Genomic DNA, 17,333 nt, shown 5'->3' with positions numbered 1-17,333 from the left:
GGAGGTCCCGCAGCGCGAGTCCACGCTGCTGTGGCCCCGCTCGCCCTACGGCGTGGCGAAGGTCTTCGGCCACTACATGACCATCAACTACCGCGAGTCCTACGGGATGCACGCCTCCTCGGGGATCCTGTTCAACCACGAGTCCCCGCGCCGTGGCCCGGAGTTCGTCACCCGCAAGGTCAGCATGGCGGTCGCCCGCATCAAGCTCGGCCTGCAGGACGAGATCGTCATGGGCAACCTCGACGCCAAGCGCGACTGGGGCTTCGCCGGCGACTACGTCGAGGCGATGTGGCGCATGCTCCAGCAGGACACCGCCGACGACTACGTCGTCTCGACGGGGGAGACCCACTCGATCCGCGAGCTGCTCGACGTGGCGTTCGGCGCCGTGGGCATCGAGGACTGGTCCGGCTACGTCAAGCAGGACCCGCGCTTCATGCGGCCGGCAGAGGTCGAGCTGCTCATCGGTGACTCCGCCAAGGCGAAGGACGTGCTCGGCTGGGAGCCCAAGGTGAGCTTCACCGAGCTCGTCACGATGATGGTGGAGAACGACCTCGAGGAGCAGCGCTCCCAGGTTGGTCGGTAGCGTGCGGCGGGTCCTCGTCACCGGGATCACCGGGCAGGACGGCGGCTACCTCGTCGAGCAGCTCCTCGCCGAGGGCTGCGAGGTGCACGGTTTCGTCCACGACAAGGACGCGACCGTCCCGGACTTCGCAGCCGCGTACCCCTCGGTGGTCCTGCACCCGGGCGACCTGGCGGACTCCGCCGGTCTCGCGGCCCTCGTGCAGGAGGTCGAGCCGGACGAGCTCTACAACTTCGCGGGGATCAGCTCGGTCGCGTTCTCCTGGGAGCACCCGGTGCTCACCGCCGAGCTGAGCGGGGTGGCGGTCGCCGTCCTGCTGCAGGCCGCGCTCGAGCTCCAGGAGCGCACGGGACGTCCCGTGCGCTGCGTCCAGGCGAGCAGCGCGGAGATGTTCGGCGAGGCCGAGGTGGTCCCGCAGGACGAGCGCACCGCCATCCGACCGGTCTCGCCGTACGGTGCGGCCAAGGCCTACGCCCATCACATGGCAGGGGTCTACCGCGGCCGAGGCCTGCACGTGGCGAGCTGCATCCTGTTCAACCACGAGTCACCGCGTCGCCCCACGACCTTCGTGACCCGGAAGATCACCGCCGCCGCCGCCCGCATCGGGGTCGAGGGGTCCGGCGTCATCCGGCTCGGCAACCTCGACGCGAAGCGCGACTGGGGCTGGGCACCGGACTACGTCGCAGCCATGGTGCTCGCGGCTCGGCACACCCGGCCGGACGACTTCGTCGTCGCCTCCGGCACGGCGCACACCGTCGCGCAGTTCGCCGAGGCGGCACTGCGCCGGGCGGGCGTCGGCGACACGTGGCACGAGCACGTCGAGGTCGACCCGGCCTTCCTTCGTCCGCAGGACGCCCCGCTGATGGTCGGCGACGCGAGCAAGGCGCACCGGGAGCTCGGCTGGGCCCCGACGGTGAGCTTCGACGAGCTCGTCGGGCGGATGGTCGACGCCGACCTCGCCCTGGTGCGCGCCGAGGCCTGAGAGCCCGCGGTCACGCGTCCACGGTCGAGAGCTCGGGCTCGCGTGCCTCGGCCGTGACCGCCGGGCGCGCCCGCCGCGCTGCCAGCAGCGCCGTCGTGGCCGCCGCGAGCCCGAGCAGCACGATCAGCCCGCTCCCGAGCGCCAGCGCCGCCGGAGGGACGAATCCCCACTCCGACCAGCGCCGCGCTGCCACCGAGACCGCTGCCCCGTCCGATCCCCACATCCCGATGAAGGCGAAGACGAGGGCCCCGCACGCGGCGGCCACGGCCACGGTCGCCGCCACGGGGGGAAGCACCCAGCGGTGGCGCGGGGGCAGGAGTGCCGTGGCGAGCGCCACCGTCAGAGCGATGACCACGATGGCGGAGAAGAGGTACCGACCCTGCAGCCCCGGGTAGAGACCGGTGCGCTGGTGGTTGGCATGGGCACCGACGAGGACGATCGCGAGGATCGCCCCGGGGTAGAGCCAGCAGACCGTCAGAGCCCGCAGGCGTCGGTTCCGGATGGCCCAGATCGCCGCGCCCACCGCTGAGGCGAGCAGCGCGAGCTGTGCGCCCACCACGATCCAGAACGGCAGGGCGAGGTCCAGCCAGCCGAAGTTGCCCCAGAACGACTGGGAGAGCCGGACGGTCGCCGCGACGAGGAACTCGATGGTCGAGGTCGTCACCGCGCTCTCGGCGTCGGGAAGCATCTCCGGCGCACCGCTCGGCTGAAGGGTGCCGTGCACCACGAGGTTCCTGAGCCACCACCAGCCGCCGATAGCGAAGGCGATCACCAGCGCGAGGAGTGCGCTCCCGAGTCGCGTGCGCGCGGTGGTCGCTCGTCCGCGACGAGGAGCGAGCAGGAGGGCGATGGCGACCAGGGGGATGGCGGCCAGGAGGAAGCCCTTGGTCAGCAGGCCGACGCCGAGGGCGATCCCCGTCCACACCGTCGTCCGTCCGTCGGTGCCGAGGACCATCGCCCTGACCACGAGGTAGGTCACGGCTGCCCCCGCCAGCGTCGTCAAGGTGTCGTTGGAGACGGTCGCGGCGATGTGCGTGAACTGCGGGACGGCCAGCGGGACGGCGGCGGCGACGGTCCCGACCTCCGACGAGCCGGTGAGCAGTCGAGCCGACCCGGCAGCGAGCGGGACGACCCCGCTCACCAGCCCGACGCCGAGCAGGCGCAGCGCGAGGAGCTGGTCGTCCCACGGCCAGTCGTCCGCCCCCAGGACGGTCAGCAGGGCAGCCCACAGGGCGTAGTACGCAGGTGGGTGCTGCGTCATCTGGTCGTAGGACGGCGAGTCCGCGTCCGGGTACGGTCCGTCGAGCTCGGTGACGACCGACCTCCCGAACCTCGGGACCTGGGCATCGGTGGTGAAGACCGCGTACCCGGAGCCGAAGCCCGCTTCCTGCATGGCGACGACGGTGCCCTCGGTAAGGTAGGCCTCGCCGGGAGCCGGCCACCCGTGACCGGTCATGATGCGCAGGGTGCTGTTGAGGTGCTGGGGCTCGTCGGGGGCGTGGAAGGCAGGCGTCAGGACCGACCATCCGACGCCCACGACGGCGAAGGTGCTGGTCAGGACGGCGACGAGCGCCAGGTACATGCGGGGGGGCATCGGCGGAGGCTAGCGGAGCAACCTGAGCCCGACGGACGTGCCGGAGTGAGGGTGCTCGGCCGCTCGTCATAGGATCGCCAGGGTCGGCTCCGTCGACGCAGGCCCCGAACGAGGAGAGGACCACCCCACGTGCGCACCGGAACGATCGGTCGATGACCGCGCGGGCTCTCCAGGAGCGCGAGACCAGGCCGGGTGTCGTCTCGGTGATCCTGGTCAACTACCGGGGCGCGTCCGACACGATCACCTGCCTGCGCGCCTTCGACGACGTCGAGTGGCCGGCCGACCGGCTCGAGCTCATCGTCGTGGACAACGACTCGGGCGACGGCGGCGCCGAGCAGATCCGCGCGGCGGTGCCCGGCGCCACGGTGGTCGAGTCGGGGTCGAACTCCGGGTTCGCCGGTGGCTGCAACCTCGGTGTGGCGCATGCGACAGGTGAGTTCGTCGCCTTCATCAACAACGACGCCAGGCCGGGTCGCGAGTGGATCTCGGCGGCCGTCCAGGCCATGGCGGAGGACGCGTCGATCGGCTCGGTCGCCTCGAAGGTGCTCGACTGGGACGGGAAGCTGATCGACTACGTCGACGGCTCGCTGACCTGGTTCGGCATGGGCTACAAGCGCGAGGTCGAGAAGCCGGACGAGGGCGCGTGGGACACGGCGAAGGACGTGCTCTTCGGCACGGGAGCGGCGATGTTCGTGCGCGCCGACCTCTACCGCGAGGTCGGTGGCTTCGACGAGCGCTTCTTCATGTTCTACGAGGACGTCGACCTGGGCTGGCGGCTCAACCTGCTCGGCCATCGCGTGCGGTACGTGCCGGGCTCGGTCGCGTTCCACCGCCACCACGTGACGATGAAGAAGTTCGGCAACTTCCGCGAGAGCTACCTGCTCGAGCGCAACGCCCTGCTGTGCATGTACAAGAACTACGACGACGTCTCGCTCGCCAAGGCCCTTCCCGCCGCCATGGCCCTTGCCGTGCGGCGTTCGGTCGCCCGCACGGGCGTGGACGCGACGGCCCTGGACCTGCAGCGCTCACCCGGCGGCGACGACGTCGGCAGCATCGAGATCCCCAAGATGGCGCTGACCGGGCCCTATGCCATCGACTACTTCGTCGAGCAGCTGCCGAGCCTGCTGGCCACGCGCACCGAGCTCCAGTCGCGGCGTCGGCGCAGCGATCGCGATCTCTTCCCCCTGTTCCGGGAGGCGATCGAGCCCGCCTACGGGATGCCCGCGTACCTCGCGGCCCATGAGGTGCTCCTGGAGGCCTTCGGCATCGTGGAGCACTTCACCGCTCGGCACCGGATCCTCGTGGTGACGGGCGAGCCCCTGCTCGAACGCATGGCCGGGCCGGCGATCCGCGCCTGGGAGATCGCGAAGGCCCTGGCTCCCGAGCACGAGGTGCGGCTCGTCTCGACCGCCGGCGCCCAGCGACGCAGCGAGGCGTTCTCGGTCGAGTACGCCGCCGGGACGGGGCTCCGCGAACCGACGGACTGGGCTGATGTCATCGTCTTCCAGGGCTTCCTCCTGGAGACGGCGCCGTGGATCAAGACCAGCTCCGCCGTGGTCGTGGCGGACATCTACGACCCGATGCACCTCGAGCAGCTCGAGCAGGCCAAGGACCTCGGCCCGGACGGACGGCTCAACGCGCTCGCGGTGACGACCCATGCGCTCAACGAGCAGCTGAGGCGGGCCGACTACCTCATGTGCGCCTCGGCGAAGCAGCGCGACTTCTGGCTGGGGCAGCTCGCCGGTCAGGGACGGATCAGCCCGGCCGTCTACGACGAGGACCAGAGCCTCGACAACCTCCTCGGCGTGATCCCCTTCGGGATCGGTGACGAGCCTCCCGTCCAGCAGCGGCACGCGATCAAGGGCGGGGTGGACGGGATCGGGCCGGACGACAAGGTCATCCTGTGGGGTGGAGGCGTCTACAACTGGTTCGACCCGCTCACGCTCGTGCGGGCCGTCGACCGGCTCAAGGACCGGCATCCCGAGGTGCGCCTGTACTTCCTCGGGATGAAGCACCCCAACCCGGGGGTCCCGGCGATGACGGTGGCGTTCCAGACCCAGGAGCTCGCGCGCGAGCTCGGGCTGACCGGGAGCCACGTCTTCTTCAACGAGGGCTGGGTGCCCTACGAGCAGCGAGCGGACTACCTGCTGGACGCGGACGTCGGCGTCTCGACGCACTTCCACCACGTGGAGACCGAGTTCAGCTTCCGCACCCGGATCCTGGACTACCTGTGGGCGGGGCTGCCGATCGTCGCGACGGAGGGAGACACCTTCGGGGCGCTGATCCGGGAGCACGGGCTGGGACGCGCGGTTCCCGCCCAGGACGTCGAGGCGCTCGAGGAGGCGCTGGAGGCGATGCTCTACGACGAGGACGCCTCCGCCGCAGCCCGAGAGGCGGTCCGGGCGTTCGCCGGGCAGTACGCCTGGTCGACCGTCCTCGCGCCGCTCGTGGAGTTCTGCCGGCATCCGCGCCGGGCGGCCGACCTCGCGGACCGCGAGCCGGTGTCGGCGAGTGCCCCGCGGCGGCGCCGTTCGGTCCCGCGGCCGAGCGTGAAGGCCGACCTCGCCCTCGCACGGGCCTACCTGAGGGCAGGGGGGACCAAGGAGGTCACGCGCCGGGCCGTCGGGCGGGTGCGTCGGGTGCTCGGGGGCTCCTGAGGGAACCGATCGCCGGGGAGGACCTCAGCCGAGCAGACGCCTGGCCACTCCGGTCGCGAGCCGCCGGGCCGAGCCGCGCAGCTGGGCGGGGGTCAGCCCCGAGGCCCGAGCCCTGCGTGCTCTCGCGAGCTCGTCCAGGCGTGCGGCGAAGGCTCGTCCGGCCACCTCGGGCGTGTGCAGGGTCGCGATGTCCTGGGCAGCACGGGCTGCGCGGTCGGCCGCCACCTGCGGTTCCTCGACGAGCCCGCGCAGGATCCGCGCCGCGGCATCGAGGTCCGGATCGGCCCAGGTGCCCCCAGCGGGGTAGGGCGGGGCGCCGCTCGGGACCGTCGCGGGTCGCCAGGGCACGAGGAAGCTGTTCTCCTCGGTCATGAACTGCAGGTTGCCGGAGTAGCCGGTGGCGACCACCGGACGACCCCACGCCATCGCCTCCGCCATCGTCAGGCCGAGCCCCTCGGCTCGGTGCAGGGAGACGTACCCCGCGCAGTGCGCGACGAGCGCGTCGCGTGCCTCGGGGTCCAGGTGCCGGTCCAGGAGGAGCACGTCCGGTCGGCCCGCTGCGGCCAGCCGGAGCCGCTCCGCCTGCACGGGACGCTTGGCCGCGTTGATCGACTTGATGACGAGCAGGGGACCCTCGTCGGGGGCGAATGCCGCCGTGAAGGCCTCGATCAGCCCGACGGGGTTCTTGCGCTCCGCCGTGGAGAGGAAGTCGAAGGAGAACAGCAGGTACGGCCGGTCGGGAAGGCCGAGGGCGCGCCTGTCGAGCACCGGCTCCCCGCTGCGCTGGGGCAGCGGCGGCATGAGGGTGCGGACGGGTACGGGGGAGTGCGGCTCGATCGCTCGCCGCACGAAGTCGGTCGCGACCCAGACCTCGTCGAGCACGCCGAAGCCGCCGTGCTGCGTCGCGGGGAAGTCCTCGACCTCCCAGTACCACATGCCGATCCGGTAGCTGCGGTCGAGCAGGTCGGCCACCGCCGGGGCCACCGTCGGGGTGAGGTCGGAGTTGACGCACAGGACCGTCGTGTCGAAGGCCTCGGCCCGTGCACGGTCCTGCGCCTGGGTCATGACCCGGCTCTGGGAGAAGCGGTCGACCGAGGTCGGGGCGCACGGGACCTCGTGCGCCTCGAGGGCCGAGAGCACGAGTCGTGCCGACTCGCCGATCCCCAGCTCGGCCCCCATGAAGCCGATCACGTTGACGCCGGGGCGGGGGCGGCCCTGCGCGCGTCCCCGCTCCTCGGCGGAGACCCGGGCGGCAAGGCTTCGGTCCGCCGCGTCCAGGGCGGGGACCAGGAGAGTCGCCTCCGCCCCGTCGTCCCCGGCATGTCGGCGGGCCCAGGCGAGGAAGCCGGCCTCGTCCGCGCCGGGGACGTGCGGGAACGCCGCGCTGAGGTCGGGCCGCGCGTGCAGACCGCGCAGGTACGGTCCTGGCCCGCCGTCCGCCGCTGCGAGCCAGTCGCGCGCGGCGACGGCCTGAGCGGGGTCGAGCACGTCGGGGTCCGAGTCGCCGGCGGCACTCGCGGCGTGGCGCAGGGCGTCGTCGAGCGGCAGGCCGAAGCCCGTGCGGTCCGGGTCCCACTCCCCGTCGGTCCCGGGGTCCTGCGACCACCGGCCGAGCTCGTCCCTGACCAGCTCCGCGAGAGCAGGATGGTCGCTCAGCCGGGCGCGCGGGGCGGGCATCCGCGGGTCCAGGACCCACGGCGCGTCAGGGTCGAGTGCCGACAGGTCGACGGCGACGACGGCTCGGCCGTCGACCAGGAGGGGCGGGCCGGCCTCGGCCCGGTGGCCCGGGTGCAGCGTCCAGGCGCTCAGCAGGGCGGCGGGACCGTGCAGCGTCCCGTGCTCGGCGCCGGCAGCCATCACGTCGAGCCAGCGCGCCTCCTGACCGGTGGCCGCGGCCCAGCGGTCGAGCACGTCACCGCCGCGTGCATCCGCTCGTACGGCGATCATGCCGGGGTGGTGGGCGCCGAGCTCTGCCAGGTCCTGCGCATCGGGGTGGAGCCCGTCGCCGTCCGTGGGTCCGGGATCCCGCGCCACGAGGGCGAACCCGTGCTCCACGGCCGCGCTCTCGAGGTCCGTCGGTGAGGCGAGCAGCAGGACTCCCGGCTCCAGGAGCAGGACGACCTCCTCGGTGCCACCGGCGAGCCGGCGGGCGAGGGCCGGCTGGAGGGAGCGGGCGAGCAGGCGGGCGCCGAGGCGAGCGGCCGACCGGCGCAGGCTCGCGTCGGGTCGGCCCAGGTCCGACCCCCGCAGGACGGTCTCGGCGCCGCAGGGCAGGTAGGAGCCGTCGAGGTCGAGCACGCCGACGCGCAGGCCGAGCGCGAGGGAATGACGCACGGTGGACCGGGCCCGCCCGGAGACGGCGGTCCAGCTGACGACGGCGACCTGCACCGCACACCTCCTCCGGGTCCTGGCGATCCCCGCGAGCCTAGTCGAGCCGGCTGTCCGCATGGTGAGACGCGTTCGGGCGGCTCGTCCAGTTTCGTCGGGATTGCCGAGGGTGCCTCGTGACGGCGCGCGCGCCGAGCGCGACCCTGTGGGGATGCGCACCCTGACGAGCTCCTGCGAGGACCCCCGTCCGCCCGTCCGCAGGGCGCATCGCGGGGCGGGCCTGCGGCGGCTCGTGACGGTCGTGCTGCTCGCCGTGCTCACGGCTGTCGCCGGGGCGCTGCCGGCGTCGGCCGACCAGGCGGCCGACGACGTCTCCGCTGCCGTCAACGCCGAACGTGCCTCAGCAGGGCTCGGCGCCCTGACCAGGGACCCGGCGCTCGACGCGGCGGCGGTGGCCTGGGCCCGGCAGATGGGGACGACCGGGACCTTCGCGCACGCGTCGAACGCCTTCCGGCAGTCCTACGCGCGGGCGGGCTGGTCCTCGTGCTGCGGGGAGAACATCGCCGCGGGGTACTCCTCGGCCGGAGCCGTGATGGGCGGGTGGATGAGCTCGAGCGGCCACGCCGCGAACATCCTCGGGTCGTACACGCACATCGGTGTCGGGCATGTCAGTGTCGCGGGGAGCCCCTACACCCACTACTGGGTGCAGGTCTTCGCCTCGTACCCGTTCGACCGCTCGGGGGCCGAGGACTTCGTCCGGGCCCTGTACCGCGATCTGCTCGGACGCACCGGCTCGAGCACGGAGGTGGCCGGCTGGGTCGACGCCCTGGGGCGCGGGATGTCGCGGCAGGAGGTCGCCACCGCGATGACGCAGACCCCTGAGTGGATCGAGTCGGTGATCACCCGGTTCTACCAGGACACCCTCGGCAGGGAGCCCGACGCGGCGGGGCTGGCGGGATGGGTCGCCGCCGCGCGGTCCGGGATGCCCGTGGCCCAGATCGCCGCAGCCTTCTACGGGTCCCCCGAGTACTTCGCCCGGGTGGGCGGGGACCGCGGGGTGTGGGTCAGGGACCTGTACGACGTCCTGCTCTTCCGCGCCCCGGACGCCGCCGGTGTCGCGCACTGGCTCGGCCTCCTCGAGCAGGGCACCGGCCGCGACGCGATCGCCTACTCCTTCTACCAGTCCCGCGAGACCGGCCGGGTCCGGGTGGAGTCGCTGTACCGCACCCTGCTCGGCCGGACCGGCGACGCGGCCGGGGTCGCCCACTGGACCCCGATCGTCCTGGAGCAGGGCGACCTCGCTCTCGCGGCGTGGATTGCCTCGTCCGAGGAGTACTACCTCAAGGCCGGGCGCTGAGCGCCGATCAGTAAGTAGAACCGACCGCAGTCCCCACGAGGATCGTGAGCACCCGATGACACGCACGCCACGACGCGCCACACCGAGGTCCGGGCGACGCGGCCTCGGCGCCGTCCTCGCCGCTGCCGTCGCACTGCCGCTCGTCGTCTCCGGCGCGGTGACCAGCGGGGCAGCGGCCGCCACGACGGGGCTGACCGAGGTCGGAGCACCGTTCTCCCGGGTCTCGCTCGCGACCGCCGGCCAGCCTCTCCTCACCTTCTCGGCCGGCGAGGTCTGGTCCTCGGCTGCCGTCGGGGACGTGACCGGCAACGGAGAGCCGAACATCGTCGTCGGGGGTGGGCTGAGCAGCATGCTGCGCGTGTTCACCATCTCCGGTGCGATCGTGGCCTCGATCGACGTGGGCGGGATCGACACCGCGAGCAGGAGCGGAGGGATCCAGGCCTCGCCCGCCCTCGCGGACCTGAACGGTGACGGCGTCCTCGACGTGACGATCGCGACGACCTCCAACGTGCTGGCCGCCTACTCCTTCCGCAACGGCGCGGCCTCGACGATCTGGCGCCGTCAGGACGCGCCGATCGTGGCGAACGGACCGAACGGGATGATCGCGACTCCGGCGATCGCGTACCTCGACTCCGACGACACCCCTGATGTCGCGACGGGGAGCTGGGGACAGGCCCTGTCCGCGCAGTCGGGGCGCACCGGCGCCACGCTGACCGGCTGGCCGCAGTGGCTCAAGGACACCATCTGGTCCTCTCCGGCCATCGGTGACGTGGACGGCGACGGGGTGCACGACGTCGTCGTCGGCGGCGACTGCGAGGGCAACACGATCGGGACCCAGCCCTGCGGGTCCACCGGCGGCGGCTACGTCTGGGCCTTCAACCGCGACGGCAGCGAGAAGTGGCGCTGGTTCCTCCCCGGCCAGGTGATCTGGTCGTCGCCCGCGCTCGCGGACCTCAACGGTGACGGAGCCCAGGACGTGGTGGTCGGCACCGGCGGGTACTGGGGCGAGCCGAACGGTCGCGTGATCACCGCGCTGAACGGGAGGACGGGGAAGGTCCTGTGGCAGGCGGGCACCCCTGCCCGCGTCGTCGGCTCGCCGTCGCTCGCCGACGTCACGGGCGACGGCAAGGCCGAGGTGTTCGTCGTGACCCACGGTGGGTACCTGATGTCCTTCTCCGGTGCGACCGGCGCGCAGCGCTGGAACAGGTGCATCACGGACAGCGGGTCCTGCGGGAACCTCGACGCAGGGACGAAGACCGGGGTCGCGCTCGCCGACATCGATGGTGACGGCAAGATCGAGGCGGTCACCCAGGGTGAGCAGAAGCTCCGTGTGTACGACGCGACGACCGGCACCCTGGAGACCACCGCCCGGTCCGGCTACACCGGGACGATCCTGGCGCCGGCGAGCACGCCGACCATCGCCGAGGTGAACGGGAAGACCTGGATCGTCCAGCCGGTGCGCGGACGGAGCACGAGCGGTGCCGACGAGCTCGTCGTCACGGTGTTCCGGACGGGCTCGGCACTCGGGGCCGCGCCGTGGCCGACGTTCAAGGCGAACTCCCAGCGCACGGGAGCAGCTGCCTTGCCGGCGGTGGACAGCACGCGCGCCACGGCCTTCGTGCGGACGATCTACCGCGACTTCCTCGACCGCCAGCCGAGCAGCGCCGAGCTGAGCACCTGGACGAACCGCCTCACGCGCCACCAGGTCAGCAGGTACGACGTCGCCACGTCCTTGTCCCGTTCGGACGAGTGGATCTCGACCGTCATCACCAAGTTCTACCGGGACACCCTCGGCAGGGCTCCCGACGCGGCAGGCCTCGCCGGGTGGGTGGCCGCGGCGAAGAAGGGCATGCCGGTCGCGCAGATCGCCAGCGCCTTCTACGCCTCTCCGGAGTACTTCTCGACCGTGGGCCGCAGCGACTACTCGACCTGGGTGAGTGATCTGTACCGCAAGCTCCTGCTCCGCTCGCCCGATGCGGGAGGGGTGGCCGGATGGGTCGGTGCCTTGCGCTCGGGGATGCCCCGGGACGAGCTCGCCATGGGCTTCTACCAGTCGCCCGAGACCCTCGCCGTCCGGGTGGACGCGCTCTACCGGGACCTGCTCGGGCGTCCTGCGGAGCCGGGCGGGAGCGCGAGCTGGAAGCCCTTCGTCAAGGCCCAGGGCGACCTCGTGCTCGCGGCGGCGCTCGCAGCCTCGGACGAGTACTGGCTCAAGGCGAGCTACTGACCCTGCGACGGTAGGATCTCCGGATCATCCGTCCAGGCTGATCGGGGGGACGTCCAGGAGAGGGGCTCGGTCGCGTGCGGGAGGTCGCGTTCGCGACGGTGGTGCTGCTGGCGATCCTCGTTGCCGTCGGGCTTCCGTCCGCCACCGTGCTGCGACGGCGCGTGGACGGCTGGGCGGCGCTGACGGTCGACGCCCTGCTCCACGGGCTCGTCTGGATCCCGCTCGCGGTGACCGGGTGGGCATGGCTGGGCGCATTCGGCCTCGGAGCCGTCCTGCTCGCCTGGGGCGCGGGCGTCGCGATGCTCGCCACGGGCCGTTCGCCGCTGCCGTCGCTCCGCTCGCCACGGCCGGATCGCGGCACCGTGGTGCTGGGGGTCGCCTGGGTGCTCGTGCTCGCGGTCGCCGGGCTGCTCCGCCTGAACGAGGTGAACTTCCTGCCGTGGCTCGGGGACATGGGCGCCTACGTCAACTGGGCGAACGAGTTCGTCCGCACCGGTTCTCTCAACGCGACGTGGCCGCCGCTGTTCCCCGCGTTCCTCGCGGTCGCGTCGCAGCTCTTCGGCACGGAGCACACGACGATCGGGATGACGGCGGTCGGTCTCGCCCTCGTCGTGGGCGTCCCTCGGCTCGTGCACCAGCTCGGCGGCGGTCGCGGTGCCGCCCTCGCTGCCGGCGCGACGACGGCCCTGAGCCTCCATGCCGTCTGGTACTCGACCTTTCCCGCGAGCGAGAGCCTCGTCGCCCCGCTGACGGTGCTGTGGGTCTCCCTGGTGCACCGCGCCCTGACCGCGGGCGCCGCGAACGACCGGATCTGGGCGGCCTCCGGCGTGGGGGTGACCATGCTCGCCCTGGGGATGCTGCGCAGCAGCGCGGGACTGCTGCTGCCACCGCTGCTCCTCGCGGTCGCCTGCGCGCTCGTGGTGCCCGCGTGGCGGCGGTGGGTGGCGCCCTTGGCGTGGGTGACGTTCGCCTCCGCGATCGCCTCGGCCGTGACGCTCTGGTACGGGATCGCGAGGATCCACAAGTACTTCGTGGACACCCAGCTCAAGAGCATGCTGCCGCGCCCGCTCTGGTCCTTCCTCGACGAGAACGGGGCCTTCGAGGCCGATGTGCGTGTGGCTCTCGGTCTCCTGCTCGGGCTGGCCCTGCTCGGACTGCTGGCGCGCCGCCTTGCCCGCCTCCCCGTCCCGACCGGGCCGCTGAACGAGGGCCGCGGACTGGCGCGATCGATCCTGCTCCTCCTCGCTCTCGGGCTCTTGCTCGTCGTCTCCTGGCAGGTGGCCGTCGGCGGGGAGGTGGGCCAGATCCTCCTGCGCATCTCACCCGTGCTGGTGGTCGGTGCCGTCCTCGGCAGTGCGGCAGCGGGCCGGGAGCGCAGCGGTGCGGTCCAGCTCCCCGTGCTGCTCATGGGCTCGACGTCGGTGGTCTTCCTCGCCCTGCACGCGTCACGGCTCGGGTCCGCTCGAGACCATTCCTTCTATCTCTACTGGGATCGCTACCTCGTCAGCGAGGTGCTGCCTTTCGTCATCGTGCTGACCTTCCTGGGCGTCGGCTGGGGGGCGCGGCGCCTCGTGGCGGAGCGCCGGGCGGGTCGGCTCGGCACTCGGGCGCCTCGAGCGACCGTCGGTCTCGCCTCCCTGGTGGTCGTCGCCCTCGCGGTGGTCCCAGGGATCCCGGCCCTGCGGCTCGCGGGCTCCGACGCCTTCCTGCGCGGGGCCTACGCCCTGACCTCGGAGGCTGTCGACCTCGCAGCGATGGGCAGCGGCCCGGTCTACTGGGGATCGGATGCCGCGGCCACCGTCACCGGCTACACCGCCTTCCCGAACACGTGGATGGCGATCGCCGTCCCGATGGAGCGCACCTTCGGCGTCGACGTGTTCAACGTCTCGCGGGGGACGACCAAGGACTTCGAGCCCGACGACCTCCTGCTCCCGCAGGAGATCCCGTACGTCGCCGCCTGCGCCGAGGTCAGCGAGTACGTCCTGCTCGAGGTGTCGACCGGGGGACAGCCCGCCGACGAGCGGCTCGCGCGCCCCGACGTCGTGATCGAGCCGCTCGGGACGGTGGAGGAGCCGGTCCTCTTCCTCGCTCAGCCCGCTGGGGACCGCGGCTGGTACTCGGTGGACTTCCTCGTCACCGCGTGGCAGGTCTCGGTCGAGCCCTCGGCCCGGGTCGTCTCAGCCCCGTGCTGGTTGAGCACGGAGGCCGGGACGGGGAACGTGATGGCCAGGCAGTAGCCGGCGATCGGCGCGCTCAACGGCCGGTCCAGGCGACCGAGGTCGGCACCTCGTCGGGGTAGTCCCACACCGTCCCCAGAGCGAGCCAGCCGTCGTCCACCCAAGCGACCGCGTGGACGGAGATCCCGGCCTCGGTCCTGCTTCCGCGCAGCATCTCGGGCGGGACCTGGCTCCACTCGACCCCGTCGGAAGAAGCCCAGATCCCCGGGTGCTGGCTCGCTGCGGCGTCGTCGCCGACGGTGACCTCTCGGCCGACCGCCACGACCCAGTCGGGCGAGGCGGCAACCGCGCGGATCTCGGCGCTGGTCTCGCTCAGGCTGGGCAGCCGCGACGGTGCGCCCCAGGTCCGGCCGTCGGTCGACACCCACGCCATCGGCGGGCCGACCCACTCGGTGCCGAGCATCACGAGACCATCACCGACGGCGACCACCCCGGCTACGAGGGGCCCGGCGCCGAACGCGTCCTCGAAGGAGGGGTCGCCGACCGCAGGCGCCCAGTGCACGGCGTCGCTCGAGTACCACGTCAGGAGAGCGCCGGGCTGGTCGCCCCCGGCGTCGCGGTGACCGTAGGCGACGAACACGTCGGTGCCGGCGGCCAGTCGACGCACGGTGACATCGTCACCGAAGGGATCGCTGGCCTCCGGGATCCAGGTCGAGCCGTCGACGGACGTCCACAGGATGGTGCGGTGGTCGGGATCCTGGCTGTGACCGAGCGCGACGAAGCCGTCACGGGTGGCGACCAGGTCGCTGATCCAGGCCCCCGCGATCGTCGGACCGTCGGCCGACATCGGCGCGGCCACGCCGACGCCACCGGGCGTCAGGTCCAGGGACGAGACCGCACGGCCGACGGTGTCCAGGGTCGGGAGGACGATGTCGGCCTCCTGCCAGGTCTCGCCGTCAGCCGACCAGGCGGCCCAGGGGGCGAGGTGCAGATCGCTCGCGCCCGGAGGGAGGTACCGCGTACCGACGAGGACGTACCCGGGGCCGCCGGCCATCAGTCCAGCGATCTCGAGGTGTGCCGACTCGAGCACCATCTCCCATGACTCCCCGTCGGGGGACGTGTACAGCCAGGTGATCGGCCCCTGCTCGGCGGTGTCGGGCATCTCGCGATATGCGACGCGACCTCCCGGCCCCGTGACTGCCGTCGCCGCCAGCGGCACGGTGCTGTCGTCGTCGAGCTCCTGGGGCCCGCTCCACGTGATGGCGGCGGGAGGAGGCGGGGAGACCGTCGACTCGGACGGCGTGCCGGACGTCTCGACCGGCGCTACCTCTGGGGTTGCGCACCCGGAAGTGGCCAGCACCACTGCACTCACGAGGACGACCCAACGGTTCATCGCGCACCTCCGGCGAACGACTGCCTACGTCCACCGTCCTCCCCTCTCGTGTCACCCGCAATCGAGCCCGTGCCCCGTCCGGGGTCTCCTTCCGGTGCCGACCCGGACCTCGGCGAGGTCTTGCCCCTCCCGTGGGAGATCCATGGGCGACCCGTGGCCTATGCTGATCGGTGCGGACGAGCGAGCCGGTGGTCGTGGCCCCGCGCGGGCGGCTTCGGCCGTGAGGACTGATGGGGGCGGGACTGCTGACGTGCTGAGTGGGGATGTGGCTGCAGCCTGCACGATCGTCGCGCGCAACTACACGGCCTATGCGGAGGTCCTGCACTCCTCGGTGGCTCGGCACAACCCTGGATTGCACCTCGCCACGCTGCTGATCGACGGCGTCGAGGACGACCGTCTCGCGACCGGGCTGGGGACGGTCGTCCTGCCGGCGGACCTGGGCATGGCAGCCGAGGACCTCGAGTCCATGATCGTCACCTACTCGGTGATCGAGCTGGCCACGGCCCTCAAGCCGGCGATGCTGCGGTACCTCAGGTCCCTCGGCCATGACGTCGTGCTCTACCTCGATCCGGACATCCTGGTGCTCGGCCCGCTGGACGACGTCGTGGCGGCGGCTGCCGGGCACGGCGTGGCGCTCACACCTCATGCGCTGGAGCCGATGCCGCGGGACGGTCTCGAGGTCTCCGAGCTGACGATCCGTCGTGCCGGGATCTTCAACCTCGGGTTCATCGCGGTCGGGCCGGGGTCGGAGCGCTTCCTGGAGTGGTGGGCGGAGCGGCTCCGTCTCGACGCGGTGATCGACTTCGACCATGCCCTCTTCACCGATCAGCGGTGGATCGACTGGGTGCCGGCTCTCTTCGACCATGTCGTGCTCCGGGACCCGGGCCTCAACGTCGCGTACTGGAACATCCACGAGCGCGCGCTGGCAGGCGATGCCGCCACCGGGTACACCGTGAACGGCGTTCCCCTGCGCTTCTTCCACTTCAGCGGGTTCGACTCCTCGACTCCCTGGCACCTGTCGCGGTTCACCGGTGAGGAACCCCGCGTGCTCGTCCCGGAGAACGTCCACCTCGTCGAGCTCTGCGCGTCCTACGCGGCGGCGTTGGTCTCGGCCGACCACCAGAACCGCAAGGCGACGCCCTACGGACATGGCGAGGTCGTCGGCGTGCGCCTGAGCGCGGAGGTCCGCAGGGTCTATCGCGACGCGCTGCTCGGAGACCTCCCGCTCCCGCGGCCGCCGGTGCGTCCGCTGACCGACCCGGTGGCGTTGAGGGACTGGCTCGTGACGCCCGTGGCGTGCTGCCCGTGGACCTCGTTCTCTCCCGTGGAGATCGCCCTGTGGCGGTCCCGAGCCGATCTCCGCTCCCGGTTCCCCTCCGTGCTCGGCGCGGCCTCTCGCTACTACCGGGAGTGGCTCGACAGCTCAACCGACCTCGCGGCCTACCACTCGGCACTCGGGCTCGACGCGCCCGTGGCACCGGGGTCGCCCCTCATCCGCAGCACCGGCTGGTCGGTGGCGGCTCTGGGAGATCCCGAACCCTCGGGGGAGTCCAGGATGCTGGCCGAGTGGATCGGCTGGGAGCTCGCTCGCGTCGGAGTCCCGTACGAGCACGTCGACGCCCCCTCCGCCTGTGGCGAGGACCGGGCGTGGCGCCGCAGTGGGCCGGGAGCCGGCCAGCACCACGAGAACCTCGTCGTGGTGCTCGATGCCGAGCACTTCTCCGAGGACCGTGTCGTCCAGGCGCTCGCGGCCCGGCCCGGGAAGACGATCGCCGTCTGGGGATGCGCCGACCCCGTCTCGCCCGACCAGGTGAGGGTGCTGGGGGCCTTCGACGAGATCTGGGTGCTCGGGGCGGCCGACGCGCTCGACGCGCCTGGGCTTCCCCCCGTGGTGCGGATGGCCCTCCCCGACCCGTGGCCGCACCGTCGCGGAGCCGCGGGCCCGCCCGCGCCGGACGGCCGCACCTTCCTCGTTCCGGTCGACGCGGTGGCGCCCGTGGCCCGGCAGGACGTGACCGCCGCGGTCGAGGCCTATGTC

General features: G+C 72.3%; 9 protein-coding genes and 1 pseudogene. 7 read left to right on the top strand and 3 right to left on the bottom strand.

Features of this window, described 5'->3' with window-relative positions; translation table 11 throughout:
* The coding region (locus tag ABWK99_RS04735; protein ID WP_372593547.1) for a GDP-mannose 4,6-dehydratase at nucleotides 1–583 on the top strand (583 nt) is incomplete at its 5' end.
* A 1-nt stretch (nucleotide 584) separates the two neighbouring features.
* Nucleotides 585–1,562, top strand: coding sequence for a GDP-mannose 4,6-dehydratase (locus ABWK99_RS04730; RefSeq protein ID WP_372593546.1), 978 nt, complete (start codon nucleotides 585–587; stop codon nucleotides 1,560–1,562).
* 10 nt (nucleotides 1,563–1,572) lie between these two features.
* Here the strand turns inward: ABWK99_RS04730 and ABWK99_RS04725 are convergent, their stop codons facing one another.
* On the bottom strand, nucleotides 1,573–3,156 hold the full coding sequence (locus ABWK99_RS04725) for a DUF2142 domain-containing protein (RefSeq protein ID WP_372593545.1): 1,584 nt from the start codon (nucleotides 3,154–3,156) through the stop codon (nucleotides 1,573–1,575).
* Between the two features lie 152 nt (nucleotides 3,157–3,308).
* On the opposite strand from ABWK99_RS04725, the gene ABWK99_RS04720 reads away from it, so the two are divergent.
* Nucleotides 3,309–5,813 (top strand): glycosyltransferase, encoded by a 2,505-nt coding sequence (locus tag ABWK99_RS04720; RefSeq protein WP_372593544.1) that lies wholly within the window; start codon nucleotides 3,309–3,311, stop codon nucleotides 5,811–5,813.
* A 24-nt stretch (nucleotides 5,814–5,837) separates the two neighbouring features.
* Here the strand turns inward: ABWK99_RS04720 and ABWK99_RS04715 are convergent, their stop codons facing one another.
* Nucleotides 5,838–8,201 carry a glycosyltransferase gene (locus tag ABWK99_RS04715; protein WP_372593543.1) on the bottom strand — a complete coding sequence of 788 codons (2,364 nt, stop codon included), beginning with the start codon at nucleotides 8,199–8,201 and terminating at the stop codon, nucleotides 5,838–5,840.
* 151 nt (nucleotides 8,202–8,352) lie between these two features.
* Between ABWK99_RS04715 and ABWK99_RS04710 the strand changes: the two genes are divergently transcribed.
* From ABWK99_RS04710 to ABWK99_RS04700, 3 genes are all read left to right on the top strand, one after another.
* Entirely contained in the window at nucleotides 8,353–9,498 is a 1,146-nt protein-coding gene (locus tag ABWK99_RS04710; protein ID WP_372593542.1) for a DUF4214 domain-containing protein, read from the top strand.
* A gap of 55 nt (nucleotides 9,499–9,553) precedes the next feature.
* Nucleotides 9,554–11,725, top strand: coding sequence for a DUF4214 domain-containing protein (locus tag ABWK99_RS04705; RefSeq protein ID WP_372593541.1), 2,172 nt, complete (start codon nucleotides 9,554–9,556; stop codon nucleotides 11,723–11,725).
* A 74-nt stretch (nucleotides 11,726–11,799) separates the two neighbouring features.
* Entirely contained in the window at nucleotides 11,800–13,962 is a 2,163-nt protein-coding gene (locus ABWK99_RS04700) for a hypothetical protein (protein ID WP_372593540.1), read from the top strand.
* Nucleotides 13,963–13,978: 16 nt separating this feature from the next.
* Here the strand turns inward: ABWK99_RS04700 and ABWK99_RS04695 are convergent, their stop codons facing one another.
* Entirely contained in the window at nucleotides 13,979–15,064 is a 1,086-nt protein-coding gene (locus ABWK99_RS04695; RefSeq protein WP_372593539.1) for a hypothetical protein, read from the bottom strand.
* 496 nt (nucleotides 15,065–15,560) lie between these two features.
* Here ABWK99_RS04695 and ABWK99_RS04690 point away from each other — a divergent pair.
* Nucleotides 15,561–17,333, top strand: a pseudogene (locus ABWK99_RS04690) (hypothetical protein); the annotation flags it as partial.

The organism is Actinotalea sp., assembly GCF_041597215.1.
In the GTDB taxonomy this organism is placed as follows: domain Bacteria; phylum Actinomycetota; class Actinomycetes; order Actinomycetales; family Cellulomonadaceae; genus Actinotalea.
The sequence above is the reverse complement of the archived record's forward strand: the minus strand, read 5'-3'. Positions and strand labels throughout refer to the sequence as shown.

What these genes read in the sequence shown, in the direction of transcription:
- ABWK99_RS04725 (WP_372593545.1), bottom strand. Translation starts at nt 3,156, where the DNA reads ATGCCCCCCCGCATGTACCTGGCGCTCGTCGCCGTCCTGACCAGCACC.
- ABWK99_RS04720 (WP_372593544.1), top strand. Translation starts at nt 3,309, where the DNA reads ATGACCGCGCGGGCTCTCCAGGAGCGCGAGACCAGGCCGGGTGTCGTC.
- ABWK99_RS04710 (WP_372593542.1), top strand. Translation starts at nt 8,353, where the DNA reads ATGCGCACCCTGACGAGCTCCTGCGAGGACCCCCGTCCGCCCGTCCGC.
- ABWK99_RS04705 (WP_372593541.1), top strand. Translation starts at nt 9,554, where the DNA reads ATGACACGCACGCCACGACGCGCCACACCGAGGTCCGGGCGACGCGGC.
- ABWK99_RS04695 (WP_372593539.1), bottom strand. Translation starts at nt 15,064, where the DNA reads ATGCCCGACACCGCCGAGCAGGGGCCGATCACCTGGCTGTACACGTCC.